The sequence below is a fragment of the Pseudomonas ogarae genome, from assembly GCF_014268695.2.
In the GTDB taxonomy this organism is placed as follows: domain Bacteria; phylum Pseudomonadota; class Gammaproteobacteria; order Pseudomonadales; family Pseudomonadaceae; genus Aquipseudomonas; species Aquipseudomonas kilonensis.
The window spans coordinates 3,342,119-3,368,436 of record NZ_CP077086.1 but is presented as its reverse complement, the minus strand read 5'-3'; the positions used below and the strand labels follow the sequence as shown (position 1 = coordinate 3,368,436).

Here is a 26,318-nt window from a genome sequence, read left to right as displayed (position 1 = left end):
CAGTTGAATTCAGGCGTTACCCCGCCTGCTGCCCACTTCCCTAGTCATGAGAGGGCTATTTTTGTCTACATCTAACGAGTTGATCAGTGCAAAAGCCGCCACCGGCATCGAAGGACTGGACGACGTCCTTTCCGGTGGTTTGTCCCGCGGCCATGTGTTCCTGCTTGAGGGGGAACCGGGGACTGGTAAGACCACGGTCGCGCTGCATTTTCTGTTGGCCGGCGCCAAGGCTGGCGAGCGCTCGTTGTACATCACGCTATCGGAAACCGAGCGTGAACTGCGTCAGGGCGCAACCTCCCACGGGTGGACGCTGGACGACAACATTCATATTTTCGAGCTGACCCCGCCTGAAAGCCTGCTCAATGCCGAGCACCAGCAGAGTTTGCTGTACTCATCGGACCTTGAGCTGGGCGAGGCGACCCGGCAGATATTCGAAGTGGTCGAACGGGTCAAACCGACCCGGGTGGTGCTCGACAGCCTGTCGGAGATTCGCCTGCTGGCGCAAAGCTCCCTGCGCTATCGTCGCCAGATCCTCGCGATCAAGCACTACTTCGTGCGCTACGACGCCACGGTCCTGTTGCTCGACGACCTGACCACCGAGTCCCTGGACAAGACCGTACACAGCGTCGCCCACGGGGTGATTCGCCTGGAAGAACTGACGCCCAACTATGGCGCCGAACGGCGGCGGATCCGAGTGGTCAAGTATCGCGGGCAGAAATACCGCGGCGGTTACCATGACTTCACCATCATGGGTGACGGCGTGCACGTCTTCCCGCGCCTGGTGGCCGCCGAACACCGTGGCCAGTACCTGCGCCAACAACTCTCCAGCGGTATCGGCGAAATGGACTCGCTGCTGGGCGGCGGTATCGAGACCGGTTCCAGCACGTTGATCCTGGGCCCGGCGGGAACCGGCAAGTCGCTGATCTCGCTGATTTTTGCCGCAGCCGCGGTACATCGCGGCGAGAAGGCCGCGCTATTCATCTTCGACGAAGAACTGGGCTTGCTGTTCGAGCGCATGAAAAACATCGGCATCGATCTGCAGGCCCTGCAAGAGACCGGCAACCTGCTGATCGAACAGGTGGACGCCGCCGAGCTGTCCCCCGGCGAGTTCTCCCATCGCGTGCGCCGTTGCGTCGATGAGGGCGACATCAAGACCGTGGTCATCGACAGCATCAACGGTTACCAGGCGGCCATGCCGGAAGAGAATGCCCTGGTGCTGCACATGCATGAATTGTTGCTCTATCTCAACCGCAAGGGCGCGGCGACCTTCATGACCGTCGCCCAGCATGGCCTGGTCGGCGACATGCAGGCACCCGTGGACATTACTTACCTGGCCGACACGGTGATTCTGTTGCGTTATTTCGAAGCACTGGGCAAGGTGCGCCGGGCGATTTCCATCATCAAGAAACGCACCGGCAGCCACGAGTCGACCATCCGCGAATACCGCATCAGCGCCCAGGGCATGACCATCGGCGAACCGCTGGAGGCGTTCCAAGGCGTCCTGCGGGGAGTTCCCACCTACATGGGCGAGAGCAACCCGCTGCTCAAGGATGAACACCGGTGACGCTGGCCGAGCCCCTGTCCGAACGGGCGCTGATCCTCGCGCCGCTGGGACGGGACAGCCAGATCGCCTTGATGATCCTCAATGAAGCCGGTTTTGCCGGCCTCATTTGCCGTCATCTGGGCCATTTGTGCGAAGAATTGGAAAAAGGTGCCGGTCTGCTGGTGATTTCCTCGGAAGCCCTGGCGGGGCCCGATCTGGAAGCGCTGTTACTGCACATCGAGCAGCAGCCGGCCTGGTCCGACCTGCCCATTGTCTTGTTGACCCATCACGGCGGCCCGGAACAGAACCCGGCGGCGCGTATCGGTACGCAACTGGGCAACGTGACCTTCCTCGAGCGTCCTTTCCACCCAGTGACCCTGATCAGCCTGGTGACCACCGCCCTGCGCGGCCGTCGAAGGCAGTACGAAGCCCGCGACCGCCTGATCGACCTCAGCAACAGCGAACTGCGCTTGCAAACCACTCTTGAAACCCTCGAGCAGCAGGTAGAAGAACGTACCGCCCAGTTGCGCCATAACGAAGAAGCCCTGCGCCAGTCGCAGAAAATGGAAGCGGTCGGCCAACTCACCGGCGGTATTGCCCACGACTTCAACAACATGCTCACCGGGATCATCGGCAGCCTCGAACTGCTGCGCCGACGCCTGGCCCGGGGCCGCACCGAAGACCTGGACAGCCTGATCGACCTGGGCGTGACCTCGGCCAACCGCGCCGCCGGCCTGACCCATCGCCTGCTGGCGTTTTCCCGTCGGCAATCACTGGACTCCAAGGCCGTCCAGATGAATACGCTGGTGCTGTCCATGGGCGAGTTGCTGCAACGCAGCCTCAACGAAAGTATCCGCCTGGACATGCGGCTGGACGAACAGCTCTGGGTCGCCGAAGCCGACCCCAACCAACTGGAAAGCGCCCTGCTCAACCTGGTCCTCAACGCCCGGGATGCCATGCCCAACGGCGGGAACCTGGTGGTACAGACCTGCAACCAGCACCTGGAGGCCGATTTCACCGACGCCTACACCAACCTGGAACCCGGCGACTATGTGGTGCTGAGCGTGCAGGACAGCGGTTGCGGCATGCCCGAAGCGATCATCGGTCGCGCGTTCGATCCGTTCTTCACCACCAAGCCAATCGGCCAGGGCACCGGGCTGGGCCTGTCGATGATCTATGGCTTCAGCAAGCAATCGCGCGGGCATGTGACCATCGACAGCGAAGTCGACAAAGGCACCACCGTGAACCTTTACCTGCCGCGCTTCATCGGTGAAGAAATACATGAGCCCCAGGCCACCACCCCACACGCACCCTATGCGCAGGACGGCGAGACCGTGCTGATCGTCGAAGACGATCCAGCGGTGCGAGTGCTGGTGAGCGCGGTGCTGAGCGAACTGGGCTATGCCTTTGTGGAGGCGGCCGACGCCAACGGCGCGGTACCGATCCTCCAGTCAGACCAACGCATCGACCTGCTGATCAGCGACGTGGGCCTGCCCGGCATGAATGGCCGGCAACTGGCGGAAATCGGCCGGCAGATCCGCCCGGACCTGCGGGTGCTGTTCATCACCGGTTACGCGGAACACGCAGCGGTACGCGGCGGCTTCCTGGACCCGGGAATGCAGATGATCACCAAGCCGTTCACGTTTGATTTGTTGACGGCCAAGGTGCGGGAGATGATCACAGTTTGAGGTGCTGGGCTCTGTTTGAGCAGGGGCATTGCATACATTGTGGCGAGGGAGCTTGCTCCCTCGCCACAGGGGTTTGCCTAATCTGCCGGGACCTACGACAACATCGACTGCATGATGCTCTGCAACTCATCCAGGTCGAACGGCTTGTCCAGGATCGGCGCCTTGCGGGTAATGGGGCTATCGGTGTCGCGCACTTCCTGCGCGTAGCCACTGATGAAAATGACCTTCAGCTCGGGGCGCAACTTGACCGCAGGCTCGGCGATCTGCACCCCGGAGATACCTCCCGGCAGGCGGAAATCGGTAATCATCATGTCCAGATGAGGCTTGCTCGCCAGGATCTCGAATGCCTGGGCACCGTTTTCGGCCTGTAGCACCCGGTAGCCCTCGCCCGACAGATAAGCCGACAGCACCATCAGGATCGACGGGTCATCCTCGACGATCAATACAACATCTTGCGCATCTTCACTCATGAGAAGCCTTTGTTCGATCAATAGCTGCTGATACGACCTTGGGGTCTCGCAGAGGTTGCGTCTGTTCGGCGGTTTTGTCCAAGACAGTTTTCTGCAAGGGCAGGCAAACACGAAACAACGCCCCTTCATTGAGGCGACTGTCGACCGTGATCGTCCCGCCATGGGCCGTGACAATCTGCTCGGAAATGAACAGCCCCAGCCCAAGGCCTGAGGCGACCGCCTTGGACGATACGCGCTCGAATTGCTGGAAGATACGTTTCTGGTTCTCCTCGCTGATGCCGATCCCGTGATCCTGAACCTCGATACAGGCGTGGTCGGGCGTCTTGTAGACGCGCACCTCGATCGGGCCCTTGCCGCCGTAGCGCAACGCATTGGTCAACAGGTTCGAGATCACCTGCTCGATACGAAACTCATCCCAAAGCCCCTCCACCGCAGGTTCAGCCATGCAGGTCAACGAGCACTCGGCGACGGCGATCTGCGGCTGGAAATTGCGCAGCAGGTTCTCCACCAGTGCCGTCAGGTTGAAGCGGGTCGGACGGATCGACAGCTTGCCGGTGCGAATCCGCGACACATCCAGCATGTCCTCGATCAGCCGGATCAGGCTCTTGATCTGCCGCTCGTCGCGCTCGACCATCGCCCGCACCTTGTCCAGGCTGAAGGCTGCGGCGTTGTCCCGGGCCAGGTGCATCTTGCGCAGTTGTGTCTCAAGAATGAGACCATTGAGGGGCGTACGCACCTCGTGGGCGACGATGGACATGAAGTCGTCACGCATGCGCACCGCCTGCTCCAGTTCGCCGCGGGTGGCCTCCAGTTGATGCAACAGCACCTCCTGCTCGCGGCGACTCTGCTCAAGGGCTACGACCTGCTCCTTCATGGCCTTTCGTTGACGGTACAACTCGACGAACACATTGACCTTGCTTTTGACCGCCTGGGTGTCCAGCGGCTTGTGCAGGAAGTCCACCGCACCGTTTTCATAACCGGTAAAGGCATAGTTGCGCTCGCGGCCAGCGGCACTGACGAAGATGATCGGAATGCTGCGGGTCTTTTCCGTGCCGCGCATCAGCTCGGCCAGCTGGAAACCGTTCATCTCCGGCATCTGCACATCGATGATGGCCAGGGCAAAGTCGTGTTGCAGCAGCAGCGACAGCGCTTCGTCCGCCGACGAAGCCTTGAAGACCTCGCGGTCGTGCCCCCTGATCAACGCTTCCAGGGCCAACAGATTCTCAGGCAGATCATCGACGATCAGCAGTTTGGCTTGAATATCTCTTGGCATGTAGTTCATTCCAGCCCGGCCAGCAATTGGCCGATGCCTTGCAAAGTAAGGATATGGTCGGGCTCGTGCAGGGCCAGCGCCGCTTCGGGCATGGTCGAGACCTGGGCTTCACCGGGGTCCTGGACCACCGTGATCCCGCCCAGCGCCCTGACCTTCGCCAAGCCCCGGGCGCCATCGTTGTTGGCGCCGGTCAGCACCACGGCCAGCAGTTTCTGGCCGTAGACATCGGCGGCCGACTCAAACAACACATCGATGGATGGCCGCGAATGGTGTACCGGCTCTTCCAGGCTCAACGACAGGCTACGGTCGGCCTCGACCGACAAGTGATAGCCGGGCGTGGCGACGTACAAGGTTCCCGGCAGGATGTCTTGCTTGTCCCGGGCTTCCTCCACCGGCACCGCCAGACGATGACCGAGTACATGGGCCAGTTGACTGTCGCGCTCATCCGGCAAATGCAATACCACCAGGATGGGCACGCCAAAGCCGTTGCGCAGGTGACCGAACACCCTCAGCAACGCATCGACGCCACCGGCCGATGCACCGACAACAATGGCCTCGATGGGCGGGTTGGATCTGTCCTTCGTCTGGTTCATAACTTGCGATAGATCCGTTCCTGTTTGACCAACGGCTCGAATCGATGGCCGTAAGCCGAGAAATCCAACGTTTCCTTACTGCCCAATACCAGGAAACCACGGTGACAAAGGGACTCATGAAACAGTCCAAAGGCACGATCTTGTAGTTTCTTATTGAAATATATCAATACGTTACGACAGGAAATTAACTGGGTTTCTGAAAAGACACTGTCGGTCGCCAGGCTGTGATCGGCAAAGGTCACGTTCTCGCACAGGGTTTTGTCGAACATCGCATAATCGTAGGCGGCGGTATAGTAATCGGCAAACGAGCGCCGGCCTCCGGCATTCTGGTAGTTCTGGGTATAGGTGCGCACGTTTTCCAGGGAAAAAATCCCCTGCTTGGCTTTTTCCAACGAGCGCGGGTTGATATCGGTGGCATAGATGAGCGTGCGGTCCAGCAGGCCTTCTTCGCGCAGCAGGATCGCCATGGAGTAGACCTCCTCCCCCGTGCTGCAACCAGCGATCCAGATCTTGATCGAAGGGTACGTCCTGAGCAGCGGCACAACTTCCTCGCGGATGGCCAGGAAATGCGTGGGGTCGCGAAACATCTCGCTGACGGGGATCGTCAGCAGTTGCAGCAACTGCATGAACGCCCCCGGGTCGTGCAGCACACGCTCCTGCAGGGCCGAAATGGTCCTGCATTCAAACTGGCTCAGCGCATGGTGGACCCGACGCTTGATGGACGCACCGGAATAATCGCGAAAATCGTAGCTGTACTTGAGGTAAATGGCTTCGATCAACAAACGAAGTTCAATGTCAGTGTCACGTTCCACTAAATTCTTTCCATATTCGGCAACCACACGCGAATCAGCGAGAACAGACGATCCAGATCGATCGGTTTGGCCAGGTAGTCGTTGGAACCCGCCGCCAGGCAGCGCTCCTGATCATCCTTCATGGCCTTGGCCGTCACGGCAATAATGGGCAGCTTGCGCCAGCGCGGGTCCTTGCGGATCAGCGCGGTGGCTTCGAAACCGTCCATCTCCGGCATCATTACATCCATCAGCACCAGGTCGATGTCGTCGAATTCGTTCAGGCGATCGATCGCCTCCAGGCCGTTACGGCCGATGACAACGATCGCCCCCTTCGCCTCCAGGGCGCTGGTCAGGGCAAAGATGTTGCGCACATCGTCATCCACCAGCAGCACCTTGCGGCCTTCAAACACCTTGTCGCGGCTGCGGGCGGTCTTGAGCATCCGCTGCCGTTCATGGGACAACCGGGATTCGACTTTGTGCAGAAAGAGTGTCACCTCGTCCAGCAAGCGCTCTGGCGAACGGGCGCCCTTGATGATGATCGAGCGCGAATACTTGCGCAGTTCGGCCTCTTCGTCGCGGGTCAGGTTGCGCCCGGTGTAGACGATCACCGGCGGGAAGGAACAGATGTCTTCACTGGACATGCGCTTGAGCAAGTCATTGCCGAGCATGTCCGGTAACTTGAGGTCGATGATCATGCAGTCGTAGACATTGGTCCGCAGCAGGTCCAGGGCCTGTTGGGCGAAACCAACGGCGGTGATTTCGATGTCATCGTCGCCGATCAGGCGGGTAATACTGTCGCGCTGCAGGTCATCGTCCTCCACCAGCAGCACTCGCTTGACCTTCTGGGTCAGCTTGGCTTCCAGGCGGGCGAATACATCCTTGAGTTCTTCACGGGTGGTCGGCTTGACGGCATAACCGATGGCGCCCATGTGCATGGCGGCTTCGACGCGGTCTTCGACGGAAATAACGTGCACCGGGATGTGCCGGGTTTCGGCTCGCTCCTTGAGCCGCTGCAACACCGTCAGCCCGGAATGGTCCGGCAGGCGCATGTCCAGCAGGATGGCGTCGGGGGCCAGGTGCAAAGCCAGGTCGAAGCCTTCATCGGCACCGTGGGCCACCAGGCACTGGTAACCGAGCTCATGGGCCAGGTCGAACAGGATCCGGGCAAACTTGGGCTCGTCCTCGATCACCAGGATGCACCGGGTGTCGAACGGCGCCTTGTCGCGGTCGTCGGCGAAGCGGGCAATCGGCGTATCCACTTCAGCGATCAGTGGCGCCAGCGCGGCTCTTGGCGCAACAGGCGCTGGCGCGGTGGCCGTCGGGGTGAAGGTCATCGGCTCTGTCGGCGTGTCCCCGGACTCGACATAACGTTCAGGCAATACCAGCGTAAACACGCTGCCCTGCCCCGGCTCGCTGGAAACCGAGATAGAGCCGCCCAGCAACATGGCCAGGTCCCGGGAAATCGACAACCCCAGGCCCGTGCCGCCGTAACGACGGTTGGTCGTGCCATCGGCCTGGCGGAACGCTTCGAAGATGCTCTGCTGCTGATCGGCGGCGATGCCTATCCCGGAGTCGCGCACCATGAACGCGATGCCCGAGCCCGGCTGCCCGGCCACGGACAGGCAGACGGAGCCTTGCTCGGTGAACTTCACGGCATTGGACAGCAGGTTCTTGATCACCTGCTCCAGGCGCTGGCGGTCGGTGTAGAGCATCGCCGGCGCATCGGGCAGCACCTGGACCTCGAAATCCAGACCTTTGTCGGCTGCCAAGGGCTCGAACATGTCCCGCAGGCCTTCCACCAGACGCTGCACGCTGGTGTTTTCCGGGCGCACTTCCAGCTTTCCGGCCTCGACCTTGGAGATGTCGAGAATATCGTTGATCAGGTTCAACAGGTCGTTGCCGGCGGAGTAGATCGACTCGGCGAACTTGACCTGTTCCTCGCTGAGGTTCTGCTGCGGGTTTTCCGCCAGCAACTTGGACAGGATCAGCGAGCTGTTGAGCGGCGTGCGCAGCTCATGGGACATATTGGCGAGGAACTCGGATTTGTACTTGCTCGAACGCTGCAGCTCTTCGGCGCGCTCCTGCAACTGGATCTGGGCCAGGTTCAGCTCGCTGTTCTTCTGGTCCATGGCGTCGCGCTGCTCGGCCAATTGCTCGTTGGTCTGCTCCAGTTCCTGCTGCTGGGCTTCCAGATGGGCCTGGGATTCCTTGAGGATGCGCGACTGCTCTTCCAGCTCCTCGTTGGCGGTCTTGAGCTCTTCCTGCTGCACTTGCAGCTCTTCGTTCAACTGCTGGGTTTCGGCCAGTACTTCCTGCAGGCGCTGGCGATAACGGGCGGCCTCGATGGAGGTGCCGATATTGCCGGCGATCAACTCCAACAGCTCGATATCGCGCTCGGTCAATGGCCGCAGGAAGCCCAGTTCGATGACCCCGTTGATCCGGTCATCGTCACTGGTGGGCACCACCAGCACGCTGTTGGGCAAGCCTTGCCCCAATCCCGAGCTGACTTTCAGATAATCGTTCGGTACGTCGTCCAGGCGGATAAGACGCCCCTGTTGCACGGCCTGGCCAGCAATGCCTTCACCGTCGATGATCACCTGCTGCTGCTCGTCATCCTCCCGGGACAGCCCATAGGTGGCGACGCGCTTGAGGACGCCATTTTCTTCCCGCGTATAGAGTGCAGCGACCGCCACATCCAGGTACTTGGCACAGAATTGCAGGATGTTGCGGCCCAACAGGTTCAGGGACAACTGCCCCAGGACCTGTTCGGCCAGCAGCGTCTGGCCATTGCGCAACCAGGCCTGCTTCTCCAGGTGCAAGGCACTGCGTTGCTGGACTTTCAGGCTGGCGCTGTAGCTCTCGGACAAGTTCAACAGATCCCGGCGACCGACGTAGGCCAGCAACCCACTGACGGCGGCGACGAACAGCAGGTACAGGGCAATGCTCCAGATCGTGGTGGTGCGCACATCCTGGTTACGCGCCGCACGCAGTTGCTGCTCGGTATCGACGATTTCCTCGAAGGTTTGGCGGATCTCATCCGTCAAGCGCTTGCCGCGCCCGGACCTCACCGCGCTCCGGTAATCTCCGCTGCTGCGCTGCAGGTCGATCATGCCCTGGGCGTACTTGGACCATTCCGTCTGGAGCGCCTGTATCTTGTGCAGCCGGTCGATCTGGACGGGGTTGTCGGCTGTCAATTCCAGCAGTGTATCCAGCGCGACGGCGATCCGCGGCTTGGCCACTTCATAGGGCTCGAGAAAGTGCTCGTCACCGTTCAACAGGTAGCCACGCATGCCGGTTTCCAGGTCCACGCTCAGCTTGAGCGCCTCATTGGCATTATTGATCACCCTGTCGGTATGCCCGACCCACTGGATCACCGACAGCAGGTACGTGACAAGGATGATGAAAAACACCGCGCTGAGAGCACCCATGCCCAGCGGCAGGCTTATATTGCGGCTCAGGAGTTTGCGAAAACTTTGCTCGTCAACCGAAGACGAAGGAATCATGGAAAGGGCCTTGGTGGACAGTTGAAAACCATGGAGTCTGCCCGAAAAATGGCAGTTGGATCCACATTTTCTGACGAGTCAAAGGCGCAAGTCCCGCGAGGATCTACCTTGTAGCAAGGAAGCGACTATCCTTGTCAGCTCTTGTACTATAGATCCTTTCTTGTACAACCCTGGGAACTTGTGCCGCCTCGCAGCTTACTCATAAAAGAGGCTCATGAAAGAGGCCATTTTTTTTCGAGCCCCCTCCCGCCCCCATCTTCGAGAATGCCGACTATGTCCACCCCTCCTCCTCCCCCCCAGCCCACCATCCTGGTAGTCGAAGACGACGACATTGTGCGGATGCTGATCGTCGACGTGCTTGAGGAACTGGAGTACCAGGTGCTGGAGGCGGACGGTTGTGAGCAGGCGCTGGCGTTTTTGCGCAACGACGAGCAAGCCATTGCCCTGATGATGACCGACGTCGGCCTGCCGGTAATGGACGGGCGGGAACTGGCCAAGCAGGCTCGGTCCATGCGGCCGGCGCTGCCGGTGCTGTTTGCCAGCGGTTATGCCGAAAGCATCGATGTGCCTGAAGGCATGTCGGTGATCGGCAAGCCCTTCTCCATCGATCAGTTGCGCGACAAGGTCAAACGCATTCTTTCTTGAGCCGGATCGCATTCTTGGTCACTATCGGCGCCCCGCGCGCCGACGGCGCCTGAATCGCTCCGAGGAACCCCCTGCTCATGCATCACCCCACCGCCACCAAGGTCCTGGTTATCGGCTATGTCTGGCCCGAGCCGCGCTCATCGGCTGCCAGCGGGCATATCATGCAGATCCTCGACACGTTCCTCGGGCAAGGCTGGGACATCACCTTCAGCAGCCCGGCGGGCCCGGGCGAACAGCGCGCCGACCTGGTCGCGCTGGGCATCCGCGAAGTGCCGATCGAACTCAATAGCAGCAGCTTCGACGCCTTCATCAGCGAGCTTGCGCCGGACATCGTGCTGTTCGACCAATTCATGATGGAAGAACAGTTCGGCTGGCGGGTCGAAAAGCACTGCCCCGGCGCCCTGCGGGTGTTGGAGACTTCCGATCTGCAAAGCCTGCGCCACGCCCGGCATCAGCGCCTGAAGGAACGCCTGAAGCGCGATGAGGCCAGCGAGGATTTCGGCGATCTCTTCGCTCCGGCATTGGACGAGGAGTTCCAGCGGATGGCCGACACCGACCTGGCCAAGCGGGAAATCGCCGCCCTGTACCGTTGCGACCTCAACCTGATGGTGTCCGAGGTTGAAATCGAACTGTTGGTGGAACACTTCAAGTTGCCCCGCAGCCTGCTGCTCTGGTGCCCGTTGATGCTGGACCTGCCCAGCGAACAGCCCGTGCCGTTCGAGGAGCGGGCGCATTTCCTCAGCATCGGCAACTTCCGCCACGCGCCGAACTGGGACGCCGTGCTCTGGATGAAGAACGCCATCTGGCCACTGATCCGCCAACAATTGCCCGGTGCGCAACTGCACCTGTACGGCGCCTACACCCCACCCAAGGCCGCCGCATTGCACAACCCGGCCCAGGGCTTTCACATCATGAACTGGGCCGAGGACGCCTTGCAGGTGATGTCGGCGGCACGCATCTGCCTGGCACCGCTGCGTTTCGGCGCCGGCATCAAGGGCAAGCTGATCGATGCCATGCGCTGCGGCACACCCAACGTCACCACGCCCGTGGGGGCCGAAGCCATGCACGGCGGCATGCCCTGGCCGGGCGCGATTGCCCAGAGCGCCGAAGGCATCGCCGATGCGGCGGTGCAGTTGTATCGCGACCCGGCGCGCTGGGCCCAAGCCCGGGATGCGGGCCTCGCCCTGCTGGAGAACCGCTACCGGCAACAGGTGCACGGCCCGGCGTTGATCGACAGCATCAACGCTTGCCGGGCGGACCTGGCACAACGACGCAGGGACAATTTCACCGGCAGCATGCTGCGTCACCACCAGCACAAAAGCACCCAATACATGTCCCAGTGGATCGAAGAAAAAAACCGCAACGCTTAGCAGTCAGAGTGGCAACCACGTGGCGAAGGGGGCATTATCCAACGGCGATAACAATAAAAGCGCCAGGCCCATGACCCGAACAGCCAGAATCACCGACCCCTCCTACGAGTTGATGGACGACCATAACGGGCTGTCCATCATCTACCGTCAGCACGGTTTCCCCTGCCCCCTGGTGCGCTGGCATTTCCACAAGGAATACGAGCTGCACTTGATCGTTGCCAGTTCCGGCAAAGTGTTCATTGGCGACTACATTGGCAACTTCTATCCCCAGTCGCTGTTCCTCACCGGGCCCAACCTGCCCCATAACTGGATCAGCCAGGTGGCCGAGGACGAAGTGGTGCACAAGCGCGACATGCTGGTGAACTTCACCGACGAGTTGTTCGAAAGCGGCCACCAGGTGTTCGCCGAACTCAAGACGGTCGCACCGCTGCTCGAACGTGCCCAATACGGCATCGAGTTCCGCTGCAAGCGCACCATCCGCCAGGCCATGACCCTGATGCAGCGCATCGCCGATTCCCAAGGCATGAGCCGCCTCGGGCATTTTTTCATCCTGATGGAGTTGCTGGCCGCCACGGATGACTACCAACTGCTTTCCGGCGCGACCTCTGCGCAAGCGGCGGACGAACACAGCATCGACCGCACCAACCGCGCAGTGGACTACATCTTTGCCCACTACGCCCGGGAACTGTCCCTGGAAGAAGTGGCCGAGCACCTGGGCATGAAACCCACCTATTTCAGCCGGGTGTTCAAACAGGCCACTGGCCGCTGCTTCATTGAATTCGTCAATCGCCTGCGCATCAGCAAATCCTGCGAATTGCTGGCCGATGGCGACAAACCGGTGACAGACGTGTGTTTTGAATCCGGTTTCAACAACATCTCCAATTTCAACCGGCGTTTCCAGCAACTCAAGGGCATGACCCCGTCCCATTATCGGCGGCTGGCGGTACAGCGGTTGACCGAGCAGAACCAGGGCTGAGAATCTCGAATCATTTCTGTGACGGGATTTAATGTGGGAGCAAGGCTTGCCCGCGATGCAGGCGCCTCGGTTCCCCGGAAGACCGCGTCAACTTCATCGCGGGCAAGCCTTGCTCCCACAGATAATTTCCATCACCACACCCCATCCTGTGCAAAAAAGTATCAGCACAAGTGCGACGGATGATTTGTCACGCCGTCCAATGAGGGCTGTAATCAGCGCACATTCTTCCCTTCATCCGGAAGACACAAAAACAATAACTGTCCTTCTGCAGCCTTCGGGCGCGGAAAAGGAGTGCGCGATGAAACCTTCGGTAAAAGCTCTGCTTGTCTCCACCTGCATGACCCTCAGCAGCGTCAGCTTTGGCGCCCAGACCCTCACCATTGCCACGGTCAACAACAGCGACATGATCCGCATGCAAAAGCTCTCGAAAACCTTCGAGGCCGAACACCCGGACATCAAGCTGAATTGGGTGGTGCTCGAAGAAAACGTCCTGCGCCAGCGCCTGACCACCGACATCGCCACCCAGGGCGGACAGTTCGACGTACTGACCATTGGCATGTACGAAGCTGCACTCTGGGGCGCCAAGGGCTGGCTGGAACCGATGAAAGACCTGCCGGCCGCCTACGACCTGGACGACGTATTCCCTTCCGTGCGCGATGGCTTGTCGGTCAAAGGCTCGCTGTACGCCCTGCCGTTCTATGCCGAAAGCTCGATCACCTATTACCGCACGGACCTGTTCAAGAACGCCGGGCTGACCATGCCCGAACACCCGACCTGGACCCAGATCGGTGAGTTCGCCGAAAAACTCACCGACAAATCCAAGGAACAATATGGCCTGTGCCTGCGGGGCAAGGCCGGTTGGGGCGAGAACATGGCGCTGATCACCACCCTGGCCAACGGTTATGGCGCGCGCTGGTTCGATGAGAAATGGCAGCCGCAATTCAATGGGCCCGAGTGGAAGGAAGCACTCAATTTCTATGTCGACAACATGAAGAAGTCCGGCCCACCGGGTGCTTCCAGTAACGGTTTCAACGAAAACCTGGCGCTGTTCAACAGCGGCAAATGCGCGATCTGGGTGGATGCCAGCGTCGCCGGCTCGTTCGTCACCGACAAGACCCAGAGCAAGGTGGCCGATCACGTTGGATTCACCTTCGCCCCCCACGAAAAAACCGACAAGGGCACTTCGTGGATGTACTCCTGGTCGCTGGCCATCCCGGCCAGCTCCAAAGCCAAGGAAGCGGCCACGGTCTTTACCACCTGGGCGACGTCCAAGGAATACAGCCAATTGGTCGCCAAGACCGACGGTATTGCCAACGTACCGCCTGGCACCCGCACCTCGACCTACAGCGACGAGTACATGAAGGCCGCGCCGTTTGCCAAGGTGACCCTGGAGTCGTTGAAAGTCGCCGACCCGAAAGCGCCAACCCTCAAGCCTGTGCCCTACATCGGCATCCAGTTGGTGACCATTCCCGAGTTCCAGGCCATCGGCACGCAGGTGGGCAAGTTCTTTTCGGGCGCGCTGACCGGCCAGCAGACCGTGGACCAGGCGTTGACCGCCGCGCAGTCCACCACCGAACGCGAGATGAAACGCGCTGGGTATCCCAAGTAGTCAGTTCATTGAGGCCCGCTCCCGATTCCTGTGGGAGCGAGCTTGCTCGCGATGAGGGCCCCCCAGCCAATATTCCGAGCGACTGACACGACGCTATCGCGAGCAAGCTCGCTCCCACAGTGGATCTTCATAGGCCCGCAAAAATCGGTCCAATGCCATGAATAGCTCAACTACAACCGCCAAAGCCCCCATCGAGATTGCCCCGCCGCCGGCACGCAAGGTCCGCCTGGCCAATCCCGGCTGGTTCCTGGTCAGCCCTTCGGTGGCCTTGTTGCTGCTGTGGATGATCGTGCCGCTGGGCATGACCGTCTACTTCTCGCTGATCCGCTACAACCTGCTCTACCCCGGCGAAAACGAATTCGTCGGGCTGGAGAACTTCACTTATTTCCTGACCGACTCAGGCTTCATGCCCGGCGCCACCAATACCCTGTTGCTGGTGGGCAGCGTGCTGCTGATCAGTATCGTGCTGGGGGTGTTGATCAGCGCGCTGCTGGAGGCCAGCGAGTTTTTTGGTCGCGGCATCGTCCGAGTCCTGCTGATCTCTCCGTTCTTCATCATGCCCACCGTCGGCGCGCTGATCTGGAAGAACCTGATCTTCCACCCGGTCTCGGGCATCCTCGCTTCGGTGTGGAAACTGTTCGGCGCCCAACCGGTGGACTGGCTGGCCCATTACCCGCTGCTGTCGATCATCATCATCGTGAGTTGGCAATGGCTGCCCTTCGCGATCCTGATACTGATGACCGCCATGCAGTCTCTGGACCAGGAACAGAAGGAAGCCGCGCGCCTGGACGGTGCCGGCCCGATCGCGATCTTCTGGCACCTGACCTTGCCGCACCTGGCCCGCCCGATTGCCGTGGTACTGATGATCGAAACGATCTTCCTGCTGTCGGTGTTCGCCGAGATCTTCACCACCACCAACGGTGGCCCTGGCTACGCCTCGACCAACCTTGCCTACCTGATCTACAACCAGGCGCTGGTGCAGTTCGACGTCGGCATGGCTTCGGCCGGTGGCCTGATTGCCGTGGTCATTGCCAACATCGCCGCCATCATCCTGGTCCGGATGATCGGCAAAAACCTCACCGACAAGCATTGAGGCCGTCGCCATGACTCTTCAACAATCCCGTCGCCTGCAAAGCCTGCTGCTGGGCACGCTGGCCTGGGCCATCGCGATCCTGATCTTCTTCCCGATCTTCTGGATGGTGCTGACCAGCTTCAAGACTGAAATCGACGCGTTCGCCACGCCGCCGCAGTTCATCTTCGCGCCGACCCTGGAGAACTACCTGCACATCAACGAGCGCAGCAACTACTTCAGCTTCGCCTGGAACTCGGTGGTGATTTCCTTCAGTGCCACCGCCCTGTGCCTGCTGATTGCGGTGCCGGCGGCCTACTCCATGGCGTTCTATGAAACCCAGCGCACCAAAGGCACGCTGCTGTGGATGCTCTCCACCAAAATGCTGCCGCCAGTGGGCGTGCTGATGCCGATCTACCTGCTGGCCAAGCAGTTTGGCCTGCTGGACACGCGTGTCGCGTTGATCATCATCTACACCTTGATCAACCTGCCCATCGTGGTCTGGATGATTTACACCTACTTCAAGGACATCCCTCGCGACATCCTTGAGGCCGCACGCCTGGATGGCGCCACCCTGTGGCAGGAAATGGTCCGCGTGCTGCTGCCGATTGCCAAGGGCGGCCTGGCCTCGACCGTGCTGCTGTCGCTGATCCTGTGCTGGAACGAGGCCTTCTGGTCGCTGAACCTCACCTCCTCCAAAGCCGCGCCACTGACGGCGTTGATCGCCTCCTATTCCAGCCCGGAAGGTTTGTTCTGGGCCAAGTTGTCAGCCGTCTCGACCCTGGCCTGCGCGCCGATCCTGATCTTTGGCTGGATCAGCCAGAAACAGCTGGTGCGCGGTTTGTCCTTCGGCGCGGTGAAATAACGCGCCCTACACAATAATCAGAAGTGGAGGCCCATCATGGCCAACCTGAAAATCAAGAATCTGCAAAAGGGTTTCGAAGGCTTCTCCATCATCAAGGGCATCGACCTTGAGGTGAACGACCGCGAGTTCGTGGTCTTCGTCGGCCCGTCGGGCTGTGGCAAGTCCACGCTGCTGCGGCTGATCGCCGGCCTTGAAGAGGTCAGCGACGGCACCATCGAACTGGATGGCCGGGACATTACCGAAGTCAGCCCGGCCAAGCGTGACCTGGCAATGGTGTTCCAGACCTACGCCTTGTACCCGCACATGAGCGTGCGCAAGAACATGTCCTTCGCCCTGGACCTGGCCGGCGTGCCCAAGGCCGAGGTCGAGAAGAAGGTCAACGAGGCGGCGCGCATCCTCGAACTGGGGCCGATGCTCGAGCGCAAGCCCAAGCAACTGTCCGGCGGCCAGCGCCAGCGTGTAGCGATTGGCCGGGCCATCGTGCGCAACCCGAAAATCTTCCTGTTCGACGAGCCGCTGTCCAACCTCGACGCCGCCCTGCGGGTACAAATGCGCCTGGAGCTGGCACGCCTGCACAAAGAGTTGCAGGCGACCATGATCTACGTGACTCACGACCAGGTCGAAGCCATGACCCTGGCCGACAAGGTGGTGGTGCTCAATGGCGGGCGCATCGAACAGGTCGGCTCACCGCTGGAGCTGTACCACCAGCCGGCCAACCTGTTTGTCGCCGGGTTCCTCGGCACGCCGAAAATGGGCTTTCTCAAAGGCAAGGTTACCGGCCTGGACAGTCAGGGCTGTGAAGTGCTGCTGGACGCCGGCACGCGTATCAGCCTGCCCTTGAGCGGTGCCAACCTGAGCGTCGGCGGCGCGGTGACCCTGGGGATTCGCCCGGAACACCTGAACCTGGCGCAACCGGGGGATTGCACCCTGCAAGTCACCGCCGATGTCAGCGAGCGACTGGGCAGCGACACCTTCTGTCACGTCGTCACGGCCTCCGGCGAAGCCTTGACCATGCGCGTTCGCGGCGACCTGGCGAGCCGTTTCGGCGAGCAACTGAACCTGCACCTGGACGCTGAACACTGCCACTTATTCGATGCCGAGGGCGTTGCGGTGACCCGCGCGCTGCTCGCTGCCGCCTGGTTGCCGAGACCTGCGATGAAACTCAACCGACAAAACCTGCACAACCTCAAGCCTGACGTCGCCCTGCCCGCCTACCCTTTGGGCGACATCCGCCAGGGCATCGCCCACATCGGCGTTGGCGGTTTCCACCGGGCTCACCAGGCCTACTACACCGATGCGCTGATGAATACCGGCACCGACCTGGACTGGGCCATCTGCGGCGTGGGCCTGCGGGCCGAGGATCGCCGCGCCCGGGACGACCTGGCTGGCCAGGATTACCTGTTCACCCTGTACGAATTGGGCGACACCGATGACACCGAAGTCCGGGTGATCGGCGCGATCAATGACATGTTGCTGGCTGAGGATGGCGCCCAGGCGCTGATCGACAAACTGGCCGATCCGCAGATCCGCATCGTCTCGCTGACCATCACCGAGGGCGGCTATTGCATCGACGACAGCAACGGAGAGTTCATGGCCCAGCTGCCGCAGATCCAGCATGACCTGGCCCATCCTGACGCTCCGAAAACCGTCTTCGGTTTCCTCTGCGCCGCCCTGGCCAAGCGCCGCGCGGCCGGTACCCCGGCGTTCACCCTGATGTCTTGCGATAACCTGCCCCACAACGGCGCCGTGACCCGCAAGGCGTTGTTGGCCTTCGCCGCGTTGCGCGACGCGGAGCTGGGGCAATGGATCGACCTCAACGTCAGTTTCCCCAACGCCATGGTCGATCGCATCACGCCCATGACCAGCGTGGCCCATCGCCTGCAGCTGCATGATGAGCATGGCATCGACGACGCCTGGCCGGTGGTCTGCGAACCGTTCGTGCAATGGGTCCTGGAAGACAAGTTCGTCAACGGTCGCCCCGCCTGGGAAAAGGTCGGCGTGCAGTTCACCGATGACGTCACCCCCTATGAAGAGATGAAGATCAAGCTGCTCAACGGCAGCCACCTGGCGTTGACCTACCTGGGCTTTCTCAAGGGTTATCGCTTCGTCCACGAGACCATGAACGACCCGCTGTTCGTGCGTTACATGCGCGCCTACATGGACCTGGACGTGACGCCGCAACTGGCGCCAGTGCCGGGCATCGACCTGACCGACTACAAGAACACCCTGGTGGAGCGTTTTTCCAACCAGGCGATTGCCGACCAGCTGGAACGGGTCTGTTCGGACGGCTCGTCGAAGTTTCCAAAATTCACGGTGCCGACCATCAACCGCTTGATCGCCGACGGTGGCGAAACCCGTCGCGCGGCGCTGGTGGTGGCGGCCTGGGCCGTGTACCTGAAGGGCGTGGACGAGAACGGCGTGACGTATTCAATCCCGGACCCACGGGCAGCGTTCTGCCAGGCACTGGTGGCTGACGATGCGCTGGTGACCCAGCGGGTGCTGGGGGTGGAAGAAATCTTTGGCACCGCCATTCCCCGCTCGCCGGAGTTCGTGGCAGCATTCGAATGGTGCTGCAACAGCTTGCGCGAGCACGGGGTAACGCGAACGCTTGAGCGGATACTGGCTGACGTGAACTAAGCTCGACGCGATCCGCTCTTGTGGCGAGGGGATTTATCCCCTCGCCACAAGTAACTCCCTGGCCACAGGTTCTGTGTTTTGTTCTTTGATCCGAGGATTTCCATGGCAAACCAACAACTGTTCCTGGGCATCGACTGCGGCACCCAAGGCACCAAGGCGCTGATCCTGGACGCGACCAGTGGCCAGGTCCTGGGCCAGGGTGCCGCGGCGCACGCCATGATCAGCGGCCTCAACGGTCGCCGCGAACAAGACACCCAGCAATGGCTCGATGCATTCACCCAGGCGACTCAGCAAGCCTTGGCGGACGCTGGGGTCGATGGCCAGGCGATCCTCGGCATCGGCGTCTCCGGTCAGCAACACGGCTTGGTGCTGCTTGACGACCAGGGCCAGGTCTTGCGCCCGGCCAAGCTGTGGTGCGACACCGAGACGACGCCGGAAAACGATCGACTCCTGGCGCACCTGGGCGGTGAAGACGGTAGCCTCGAACGCCTCGGCGTGGTGATCGCGCCAGGCTACACGGTTTCCAAACTGCTCTGGACACGGGAGCAACATCCCCAGGTTTTCGAATGCATCGCCAGCGTCCTGCTGCCCCACGACTTCCTCAACTACTGGCTCACCGGCCGCCATTGCAGCGAATACGGCGACGCCTCGGGAACCGGCTATTTCAACGTACGCACCCGCCAATGGGACCTGCAACTGCTACAACACATCGACCCCAGCGGTCGCTTGCAAGCAGCGCTGCCGGAACTGATCGAGGCCCATCAGCCGGTCGGACGTATCCTGCCGGCCATTGCGGCGCACCTGGGCATCAACCCCGACGCGGTGGTGGCAAGTGGTGGCGGCGACAATATGATGGGCGCCATCGGCACCGGGAATATTCAGCCCGGTGTGATCACCATGAGCCTCGGGTCCTCGGGTACGGTTTACGCCTATGCCGCCGAACCTGCGGTCAGTCCACAGCCGTCGGTGGCGACGTTCTGCTCCTCCAGCGGTGGCTGGCTGCCGCTGATCTGCACCATGAACCTGACCAACGCCACCGGGGCGATTCGCGAGCTGCTGGACCTGGACATCGACGCCTTCAACGCCTTGGTAGTCCAGGCCCCGATTGGCGCCGAGGGCGTGTGCATGCTGCCGTTCCTCAACGGCGAGCGTGTTCCCGCCCTGCCCCATGCCACCGGCAGCCTGCTGGGCCTGACCACCACCAACCTGACCCGGGCCAACCTGTGTCGCGCCGTGGTCGAAGGCACGACCTTCGGTTTGCGCTATGGCTTGGACTTGCTGCGAGCCAACGGACTCCAGGCCCAGAGCATTCGCCTGATCGGCGGTGGATCGAAGAGCGCGGAGTGGCGGCAGATCGTCGCCGACACCATGGACACCACGGTCATTTGCACCGAACAGAGCGAAGCCGCTGCCTTGGGGGCGGCGATCCAGGCAGCATGGTGTCACTCGGGGTCACAGACGGATTTGGCCGAGCTGTGCGAGCGCTGCGTCAAGCTCGACCCGACCAGCGAAACCCGGCCAATCGCCGCCCATGTCGCGGCGTCGCAACAGGCTTATGAACGTTATCGACAACACGTCGCAACCCTTTGAGAGCGGGAAACTATGTATTTGGTGTGTGGTGAAGCGCTGTTTGATTTTTTCAGTGAAACCGAGGCGGATGGGCCTGCCTCGCAAGTGAACTACAAGGCCATTGCCGGCGGTTCACCGTTCAACGTGGCCGTGGGGCTGCGCCGCCTGGGTGTTGATTCGGCGCTGTTTACCGGGCTGTCCACCGACTACCTTGGCCGACGCTTGCAGCAGGTGCTGCTCAATGAAGGTGTCAGCGCCCAATATCTGGTGGAGTTCGACGCACCGACCACCCTGGCGATGGTTGCCGTAGGCGCCAATGGTTCGCCCCACTACAGTTTTCGCGGCGAAGGCTGTGCGGACCGACAACTGAGCCTGGCGCATCTACCGGACCTGGGCCCCGATGTGCGCGGCTTGCATTTCGGCTCGTTCTCGCTGGTGGTCCAGCCCATCGCCGACACGCTCCTGGCCCTGATGCAACGCGAAAGCGGCCAGCGCCTGATCAGCCTCGACCCGAACGTGCGGCTCAACCCGCAGCCGGATATCGCGCTGTGGCGCTCACGGATTGCGACACTGGTGCAGTATGCCGACCTGATCAAGGTCAGTGACGAGGATCTGGAGCTGCTCTACCCAGGGGTGGAGCCCAAGGCCATCATCGAAGGTTGGCTGGGGAACCGCTGCCAATTGGTCTTCCTGACCCGTGGCGGCCAGGGCGCTACGGTCTTCAGTCGCCAATACGGCTCATGGTCGCTGCCGTCCTGTCCGGTGAAGATCGCCGACACCGTGGGTGCAGGCGACACCTTCCAGGCCGCGCTGATTGCGTGGTTGACTGAACAACAATTGGATTCGGTCGAGGGCTTGCAAACCCTGACCCGGGAGCAGATCAGCGCCATGCTTGAGTTCGCCATTCGCGCCGCCGCCTTGACGTGTGGCAAAACCGGGCCGGACCTGCCCTATAGGCAACAATTGAACTGAATGGCGCATCACGGCTAAAAAATCGCGGCTAAAAAACTGGACGCCGGGTTCGGACATGACCGGACCCGAGCGTCAGGCTAACAAGAACAAGGCTGCTATTAGCGCCCGGTCATCCGATGGTGTTGCTGATGAAAGTGATTGCCAACGGCAGGGTTGTGGTCGAGCTCGGTACGCAGCTCGGCGATCAAGTCGTTGATGGCCCGGCAACCGGTGAGTTTATTGGCATCGATGTCGGTTTTGACCAAAGCCACGCGATCGGTTTCGTGATCGTCGTAAATCTTGACCGTCATCTTAAGCTCAGGTGACAAGGTGCATTGCGAGCGCTTGGGCAACAAGCTGCTTTCAATGATGTTTCGCATTTCGAGGGCAGATAGAAACATGGCGACTCTCTCCTGTTGAGGCGGCCAACTTATGTTCACGCCGGCGGTATTTTCGTCCGTTTTCTTCCCTGCGGACTGGGACTACGAATACCGTGCCGTTCGTTCGTTCTTTTTAGCGTTTTCAGTCAATGAGTTCGCCAGGCGAACTCTTGGATCATCCCGCAAGAAGTGTGCCTGTATTGAAGACCTTGCGGATTGATCTGAATCAAACGCTTAGCTTCGTCCCGCGTCAGAGAGCTCGTGCAAAATGCAAGGAAACGCTACTTTTTCCATGCAAACTGCAATCGCTTTTATCCTGTTCGCAAACTAGAGTAGCCCCTAATGTGAAGACGCAAGCGGGCATCCGTCGCCTGCTTCAAAAAAAGTGTGACGTAGCGTAAAAAACTCAAATCGCGCCCACCGCCGCACGCTCGGCCACGTGGCGCAAACTGTCGAAATTGATGTTGGCACCGGAGTCGATCGCCACCAGCGTCTGGCCTCGCGCCCCCGTGTGCGCCACGTACTGCTTGATGCCTGCCACCGCCAGTGCGCCCGACGGCTCGGTGATGGAACGGGTATCGTCATAGATGTCCTTGATCGCGGCGCACAGTTGATCGTTGCTCACGGTTATCACTTCATCGACACAGAAACGACAGATATCGAGGCCATGGGCGCCGATCTGCGCGACGGCCACGCCATCGGCGAAGGTTCCCACCTCTGGCAAGGTCACCCGCTCGCCGGCTGCCAGCGCCGCCTGGAGGCAAGCAGAATGCTGCGACTCGACGCCGATGATGCGTACCTCCGGGCGCAGGTACTTGACGTAGGCCGCGATCCCGGCGATCAACCCACCGCCGCCGACCGGGACGAAAATCGCATCCAGCTGGCCGGGGTGCTGGCGCAGGATTTCCATAGCGACAGTGCCCTGCCCGGCGATCACGTCCGGGTCATCGAAAGGCGAGACGAACTCCCGTCCGGTCTGCTCGGCCAGGTCCAGCGCGTGCGCCAGGGCAAACGGAAAGCTTTCCCCGTGCAGAATCGCTTCGGCGCCTCGGTTGCGCACGCCCAGCACCTTCAATTGGGGAGTGGTCACAGGCATGACGATGCTGGCCGAAATACCCAACTCCCGTGCCGCCAGCGCGACCCCCTGGGCATGATTGCCGGCAGACGCGGTGATGACGCCACGGGCGCGCTGCTCCGGGGTCAGTTGCACGAGTTTGTTGTAGGCACCGCGGATCTTGAAGGAAAAGGTCGGTTGCAGGTCTTCACGCTTGAGCAGGATCCGGTTATCCAAGGCCTCGGACAGTGCAGGAGCCGCTTGCAGCGGCGTACGCACGGCCAGTTCATAGACCGGCGCGGCGAGAATCTTCTTAACATAGTGCTCAAGCAGGGCTTGCTCGGTGCGGGTAACGGTCATGGCGATCTCCTGGTTCGGGCGGAGCCCAGGAGACAGAAAGAAAAAACCCGCCTCCAGGGCGGGTTGGGTGCAGCCGTCAGCTAACCCGCCAAATAAGGAATGGCGGTAATAATGCTTGGCTGGCTGCGCAGTACGGTTGAAGTCATGGTTGGAAATTAGCGGTGAGTTGGTGGCAAGTCAATGGCAAATATTGATTAGCTGTGGCGACAGTCTTAAGTGGACAGCTTTACCTGTGGGAGCGAGCTTGCTCGCGATAACGGTGTGTCAGTCAGCATTAATATCAGCTGACCCAAAGCCATCGCGAGCAAGCTCGCTCCCACATTTTCTACAATTACTTGAGTCCGACTTTGTACAACGCCCCGTCGTCGTCATCCGTCAGCACATACAGGTAACCATCCGGGCCCTGGCGAACATCCCGGACGCGTGCCTTGAGCTCGCCCAGCAAACGCTCTTCATGGACGACCTTGTCGCCCTGCAATTGCAGGCGAATCAGTTCTCCGGGCACCAGCGCCCCGATGAACACGTTGCGCTGCCAGGCCTTGAAACGATCATGGTCGTAGAACGCCATGCCGCTGAGCCCCGGTGACACCTGCCAGACGTGGTGAGGGTCAAGGCCACCCTCGACGGTCTTGCCCTGGGCTTCGGGAATCGGGGCGCCGGAGTAGTTGATACCATGGGTCGCCAGTGGCCAGCCGTAGTTCTTGCCGCGCTCGATGATGTTCAATTCATCACCGCCCCTGGGCCCGTGCTCGTTTTCCCACAGCGTGCCATTCCAAGGGTTGATGGCCGCGCCCTGAGGGTTGCGCATGCCGTAGGACCAGATCTCGGGACGGACGTCTTTCTGGCCGACGAAGGGGTTGTCGTCGGGCACCTTGCCGTCGGGGTAGATACGCACGACCTTGCCTTGCAGCTTGTCAAGGTCCTGGGCGGTGGCCCGCTCGTTGTTTTCCCCCAAGGTAATGAACAGATAGCCGTCGCGATCGAAGACCAGTCGCGAGCCAAAGTGGTTGCCCGTGGACAGCTTGGGCTGCTGGCGGAAGATCACGTCGAAATTCTTCAGGCTCTTGAGGTCTTCGGACAGTTGCCCGCGTCCCACGGCGGTGCCGGCCTTGCCGTCTGCGCCCGCCTCGGCATAAGACAGGTAGACGGTACGGTCCTGCTTGAAGTCAGGCGACAGCACCACGTCCAGCAGACCACCCTGGCCCTTGGCCCACACTTGTGGCACGCCACTCAAGGGTGTGGACAATTGACCATCGGGGCTGACCACGCGCAGGTTGCCCGGTCGCTCCGTCACCAGCATGCCCTGCTGACCAGGCAAGAACGCGACGGACCAAGGGTGTTCCAGCCCCTTGACCACGGTGGTCACTTCCAGGGTGCCCTCCTCGCTCTTGAATGACTGGGTTGGCGCGGCAGCAGCCGGCATGGCAAAGGTCAGGACAGCGCTGGCGCAACAGGCGGCCAGGAGTGTTTTACGCAACATGCACATTTCCTTCTGCGGTGTTGAAAGAGAACAACGGGCTCCAGCGCCTAGCGGTTGCCATTCTGGCTGTTCCTGGGGGGCGTGGGAGACTCGATGGTGGGACGCGGCGAACCCGACGGTTGGCCGGATCGAGGGTAGCCATTACCGATACCGCCATTTTCCAGGGTCGGTGGGCGTGGTACAGGCACGCTCGGATTGTCATGAATCGTCGGCACGTTGGGCCGGGTGCCCTGCATGCTGTTGGGATTGGCCCGCCGTGTCGGGCTGTTATAGGGATTGTTGTTGCCCGGCAGATTCTGGGCCAGGACCATAGGGCCTTCGCCCGGAGGGGTGGCCTGGGCAGCGGCGGTCAGTAATAGCGTCATGATGGCGAGTATCAGCCTGTTCATTCGGACACCTCTTGAGTTCAGGCATATCGAAAGCACGCTACGCCGCAGGTTCGCCATTGTTAAGCGAAATGTCCCGGTGAAGATGTAACCAAGAGTCTCCAAGCTCGCTCCCCACAATGGAAACTTTTCCCAAGGCGCGAAGGTCACCAGAAAGACATTCACCGGCAAGGAAAACACCACCATGGCACGGGCAATCTGGAAAGGCGCAATCAGTTTCGGACTGGTCCACATTCCTGTCGCGCTGGTGTCGGCCACCTCTTCCCAGGGCGTGGATTTTGACTGGCTGGACAAGCGCAGCATGGACCCGGTGGGCTACAAGCGGGTCAACAAGGCCACGGGCAAGGAAGTGACCAAGGAAGACATCGTCAAGGGCGTCCAGTACCAGAAGGGTCAATACGTGCTGCTCAGCGAAGAGGAAATTCGCTCCGCCCACCCCAAGTCCACCCAGACCATCGATATCTTTGCCTTTGTCGACAGCGAGAAGATCCCGTTGCAAAACATCGACACGCCCTACTTTCTCGCCCCCGACAAACGCGGGGGCAAAGTCTATGCCCTGCTGCGCGAAACCCTGGTCAAGACCCACAAGGTCGCCCTGGCCCACGTCGTGCTGCATACCCGCCAGCACCTGGCGGCGCTCATGCCCCTTGAATCGGCGCTGGTACTGGTGATGCTGCGCTGGCCCGCGGAGGTGCGCGACCTTGATGTCCTCGAGTTGGGCGACGAGGTGACGAACCCGACCCTGGCCAAGGGCGAGCTGGAAATGGCCAAGCGTCTCGTGGAAGACATGAGCGCCGACTGGGAGCCGCAAGAATACCGGGACAGTTTCGAAGACAAAATCATGGAACTGGTGGAGAAAAAGGCCAATGAAGGCCGTCTCGAAGCGGTGGAGACCGACCCGGGCGAAGAACAACGCAAGACCGCCGATGTCATCGACCTTACCGAGTTGCTCAAGCGCAGCCTGGGCAGCAAGGGCAAGGTCACCGACAAATCCGCCGGGAAAGCCCCTGCAAAACCTGCGAAAAGCCGCAAATCCGCTCCTGCCAAAAAAGCCACCAAGGCCTCCCGGGGGTAAACCCTGGCGTGTGCAATACAAGGGAATCTGT

General features: G+C 60.8%; 21 protein-coding genes and 1 pseudogene. 13 read left to right on the top strand and 9 right to left on the bottom strand.

Annotated features, from left to right (window positions below; translation table 11 throughout):
* The first annotated feature begins 61 nt into the window (after nt 1–61).
* Nucleotides 62–1,564 (top strand): ATPase domain-containing protein, encoded by a 1,503-nt coding sequence (locus HU749_RS14715; protein WP_079301918.1) that lies wholly within the window; start codon nt 62–64, stop codon nt 1,562–1,564.
* Nucleotides 1,561–3,231 carry a response regulator gene (locus HU749_RS14710; protein WP_079301917.1) on the top strand — a complete coding sequence of 557 codons (1,671 nt, stop codon included), beginning with the start codon at nt 1,561–1,563 and terminating at the stop codon, nt 3,229–3,231. Before HU749_RS14715 ends, HU749_RS14710 begins: the two co-directional genes overlap by 4 nt.
* Before the next feature lie 92 nt (nt 3,232–3,323).
* Here HU749_RS14710 and HU749_RS14705 read toward each other — a convergent pair whose 3' ends face one another.
* Genes HU749_RS14705 through HU749_RS14685 form a run of 5 tightly spaced genes read right to left on the bottom strand, consistent with a single transcriptional unit; the run spans nt 3,324 to nt 9,861 of the window.
* The gene (locus HU749_RS14705) at nt 3,324–3,701 is read right to left on the bottom strand and encodes a response regulator (protein ID WP_014338183.1); all 378 of its coding nucleotides are present in this window, start codon (nt 3,699–3,701) and stop codon (nt 3,324–3,326) included.
* Nucleotides 3,694–4,974: a hybrid sensor histidine kinase/response regulator gene (locus tag HU749_RS14700; protein ID WP_079301916.1), complete on the bottom strand. Its 1,281-nt coding sequence runs from the start codon at nt 4,972–4,974 to the stop codon at nt 3,694–3,696. Before HU749_RS14700 ends, HU749_RS14705 begins: the two co-directional genes overlap by 8 nt.
* Nucleotides 4,975–4,979: 5 nt before the next feature.
* On the bottom strand, nt 4,980–5,567 hold the full coding sequence (locus tag HU749_RS14695) for a chemotaxis protein CheB (RefSeq protein ID WP_186652321.1): 588 nt from the start codon (nt 5,565–5,567) through the stop codon (nt 4,980–4,982).
* Nucleotides 5,564–6,379: a CheR family methyltransferase gene (locus HU749_RS14690; RefSeq protein ID WP_046064246.1), complete on the bottom strand. Its 816-nt coding sequence runs from the start codon at nt 6,377–6,379 to the stop codon at nt 5,564–5,566. The genes HU749_RS14695 and HU749_RS14690 overlap by 4 nt, the downstream gene beginning before the upstream one ends.
* Complete coding sequence (locus tag HU749_RS14685; RefSeq protein WP_095974268.1) at nt 6,379–9,861, bottom strand: response regulator; 3,483 nt, start codon at nt 9,859–9,861, stop codon at nt 6,379–6,381. Before HU749_RS14685 ends, HU749_RS14690 begins: the two co-directional genes overlap by 1 nt.
* A 273-nt stretch (nt 9,862–10,134) precedes the next feature.
* Between HU749_RS14685 and HU749_RS14680 the strand changes: the two genes are divergently transcribed.
* The 10 genes and pseudogenes from HU749_RS14680 (at nt 10,135) to HU749_RS14635 (ending at nt 21,573) form a co-directional block, all read left to right on the top strand.
* Nucleotides 10,135–10,506 carry a response regulator gene (locus HU749_RS14680; protein WP_095974269.1) on the top strand — a complete coding sequence of 124 codons (372 nt, stop codon included), beginning with the start codon at nt 10,135–10,137 and terminating at the stop codon, nt 10,504–10,506.
* A 77-nt stretch (nt 10,507–10,583) separates the two neighbouring features.
* Nucleotides 10,584–11,876: a glycosyltransferase gene (locus HU749_RS14675; protein ID WP_095963495.1), complete on the top strand. Its 1,293-nt coding sequence runs from the start codon at nt 10,584–10,586 to the stop codon at nt 11,874–11,876.
* 70 nt (nt 11,877–11,946) lie between these two features.
* Complete coding sequence (locus HU749_RS14670) at nt 11,947–12,852, top strand: AraC family transcriptional regulator (protein WP_041475904.1); 906 nt, start codon at nt 11,947–11,949, stop codon at nt 12,850–12,852.
* 298 nt (nt 12,853–13,150) lie between these two features.
* A complete protein-coding gene (locus HU749_RS14665) occupies nt 13,151–14,461 on the top strand; it encodes an ABC transporter substrate-binding protein (protein WP_095963494.1) in 1,311 nt (436 codons plus the stop codon).
* Nucleotides 14,462–14,618: 157 nt separating this feature from the next.
* Entirely contained in the window at nt 14,619–15,554 is a 936-nt protein-coding gene (locus tag HU749_RS14660) for a carbohydrate ABC transporter permease (protein ID WP_095974271.1), read from the top strand.
* A 10-nt stretch (nt 15,555–15,564) separates the two neighbouring features.
* Nucleotides 15,565–16,395: a carbohydrate ABC transporter permease gene (locus HU749_RS14655; protein WP_018601515.1), complete on the top strand. Its 831-nt coding sequence runs from the start codon at nt 15,565–15,567 to the stop codon at nt 16,393–16,395.
* A gap of 36 nt (nt 16,396–16,431) precedes the next feature.
* Nucleotides 16,432–17,532, top strand: a pseudogene (locus HU749_RS14650) (ABC transporter ATP-binding protein); the annotation flags it as partial.
* Between the two features lie 18 nt (nt 17,533–17,550).
* Entirely contained in the window at nt 17,551–19,032 is a 1,482-nt protein-coding gene (locus tag HU749_RS14645) for a mannitol dehydrogenase family protein (RefSeq protein WP_095963493.1), read from the top strand.
* 102 nt (nt 19,033–19,134) lie between these two features.
* The gene (gene xylB / locus HU749_RS14640; protein WP_186652319.1) at nt 19,135–20,622 is read left to right on the top strand and encodes a xylulokinase; all 1,488 of its coding nucleotides are present in this window, start codon (nt 19,135–19,137) and stop codon (nt 20,620–20,622) included.
* A gap of 12 nt (nt 20,623–20,634) precedes the next feature.
* Entirely contained in the window at nt 20,635–21,573 is a 939-nt protein-coding gene (locus HU749_RS14635; protein WP_046065360.1) for a carbohydrate kinase family protein, read from the top strand.
* 98 nt (nt 21,574–21,671) lie between these two features.
* Here the strand turns inward: HU749_RS14635 and HU749_RS14630 are convergent, their stop codons facing one another.
* From HU749_RS14630 to HU749_RS14615, 4 genes are all read right to left on the bottom strand, one after another.
* The gene (locus HU749_RS14630; protein ID WP_079302422.1) at nt 21,672–21,953 is read right to left on the bottom strand and encodes a DUF1652 domain-containing protein; all 282 of its coding nucleotides are present in this window, start codon (nt 21,951–21,953) and stop codon (nt 21,672–21,674) included.
* 385 nt (nt 21,954–22,338) lie between these two features.
* The gene (gene ilvA / locus HU749_RS14625) at nt 22,339–23,346 is read right to left on the bottom strand and encodes a threonine ammonia-lyase, biosynthetic (RefSeq protein ID WP_095974274.1); all 1,008 of its coding nucleotides are present in this window, start codon (nt 23,344–23,346) and stop codon (nt 22,339–22,341) included.
* 331 nt (nt 23,347–23,677) lie between these two features.
* Nucleotides 23,678–24,826, bottom strand: coding sequence for a PQQ-dependent sugar dehydrogenase (locus tag HU749_RS14620; RefSeq protein ID WP_095974275.1), 1,149 nt, complete (start codon nt 24,824–24,826; stop codon nt 23,678–23,680).
* A gap of 47 nt (nt 24,827–24,873) precedes the next feature.
* Entirely contained in the window at nt 24,874–25,215 is a 342-nt protein-coding gene (locus HU749_RS14615; RefSeq protein WP_018601530.1) for a hypothetical protein, read from the bottom strand.
* Nucleotides 25,216–25,396: 181 nt separating this feature from the next.
* Here HU749_RS14615 and ku point away from each other — a divergent pair, with 181 nt between their 5' ends.
* Nucleotides 25,397–26,287, top strand: coding sequence for a non-homologous end joining protein Ku (gene ku, locus HU749_RS14610; RefSeq protein ID WP_046065364.1), 891 nt, complete (start codon nt 25,397–25,399; stop codon nt 26,285–26,287).
* Nucleotides 26,288–26,318: the final 31 nt, after the last annotated feature.

Excerpts from the sequence above, each read along its gene's own strand:
- HU749_RS14705 (WP_014338183.1), bottom strand. The coding sequence starts at position 3,701 with ATGAGTGAAGATGCGCAAGATGTTGTATTGATCGTCGAGGATGACCCG.
- HU749_RS14700 (WP_079301916.1), bottom strand. The coding sequence starts at position 4,974 with ATGCCAAGAGATATTCAAGCCAAACTGCTGATCGTCGATGATCTGCCT.
- HU749_RS14695 (WP_186652321.1), bottom strand. The coding sequence starts at position 5,567 with ATGAACCAGACGAAGGACAGATCCAACCCGCCCATCGAGGCCATTGTT.
- HU749_RS14685 (WP_095974268.1), bottom strand. The coding sequence starts at position 9,861 with ATGATTCCTTCGTCTTCGGTTGACGAGCAAAGTTTTCGCAAACTCCTG.
- HU749_RS14680 (WP_095974269.1), top strand. The coding sequence starts at position 10,135 with ATGTCCACCCCTCCTCCTCCCCCCCAGCCCACCATCCTGGTAGTCGAA.
- HU749_RS14675 (WP_095963495.1), top strand. The coding sequence starts at position 10,584 with ATGCATCACCCCACCGCCACCAAGGTCCTGGTTATCGGCTATGTCTGG.
- HU749_RS14670 (WP_041475904.1), top strand. The coding sequence starts at position 11,947 with ATGACCCGAACAGCCAGAATCACCGACCCCTCCTACGAGTTGATGGAC.
- HU749_RS14665 (WP_095963494.1), top strand. The coding sequence starts at position 13,151 with ATGAAACCTTCGGTAAAAGCTCTGCTTGTCTCCACCTGCATGACCCTC.
- HU749_RS14660 (WP_095974271.1), top strand. The coding sequence starts at position 14,619 with ATGAATAGCTCAACTACAACCGCCAAAGCCCCCATCGAGATTGCCCCG.
- HU749_RS14655 (WP_018601515.1), top strand. The coding sequence starts at position 15,565 with ATGACTCTTCAACAATCCCGTCGCCTGCAAAGCCTGCTGCTGGGCACG.
- HU749_RS14645 (WP_095963493.1), top strand. The coding sequence starts at position 17,551 with ATGAAACTCAACCGACAAAACCTGCACAACCTCAAGCCTGACGTCGCC.
- xylB (WP_186652319.1), top strand. The coding sequence starts at position 19,135 with ATGGCAAACCAACAACTGTTCCTGGGCATCGACTGCGGCACCCAAGGC.
- HU749_RS14635 (WP_046065360.1), top strand. The coding sequence starts at position 20,635 with ATGTATTTGGTGTGTGGTGAAGCGCTGTTTGATTTTTTCAGTGAAACC.
- HU749_RS14630 (WP_079302422.1), bottom strand. The coding sequence starts at position 21,953 with ATGTTTCTATCTGCCCTCGAAATGCGAAACATCATTGAAAGCAGCTTG.
- ilvA (WP_095974274.1), bottom strand. The coding sequence starts at position 23,346 with ATGACCGTTACCCGCACCGAGCAAGCCCTGCTTGAGCACTATGTTAAG.
- HU749_RS14620 (WP_095974275.1), bottom strand. The coding sequence starts at position 24,826 with ATGTTGCGTAAAACACTCCTGGCCGCCTGTTGCGCCAGCGCTGTCCTG.
- HU749_RS14615 (WP_018601530.1), bottom strand. The coding sequence starts at position 25,215 with ATGAACAGGCTGATACTCGCCATCATGACGCTATTACTGACCGCCGCT.
- ku (WP_046065364.1), top strand. The coding sequence starts at position 25,397 with ATGGCACGGGCAATCTGGAAAGGCGCAATCAGTTTCGGACTGGTCCAC.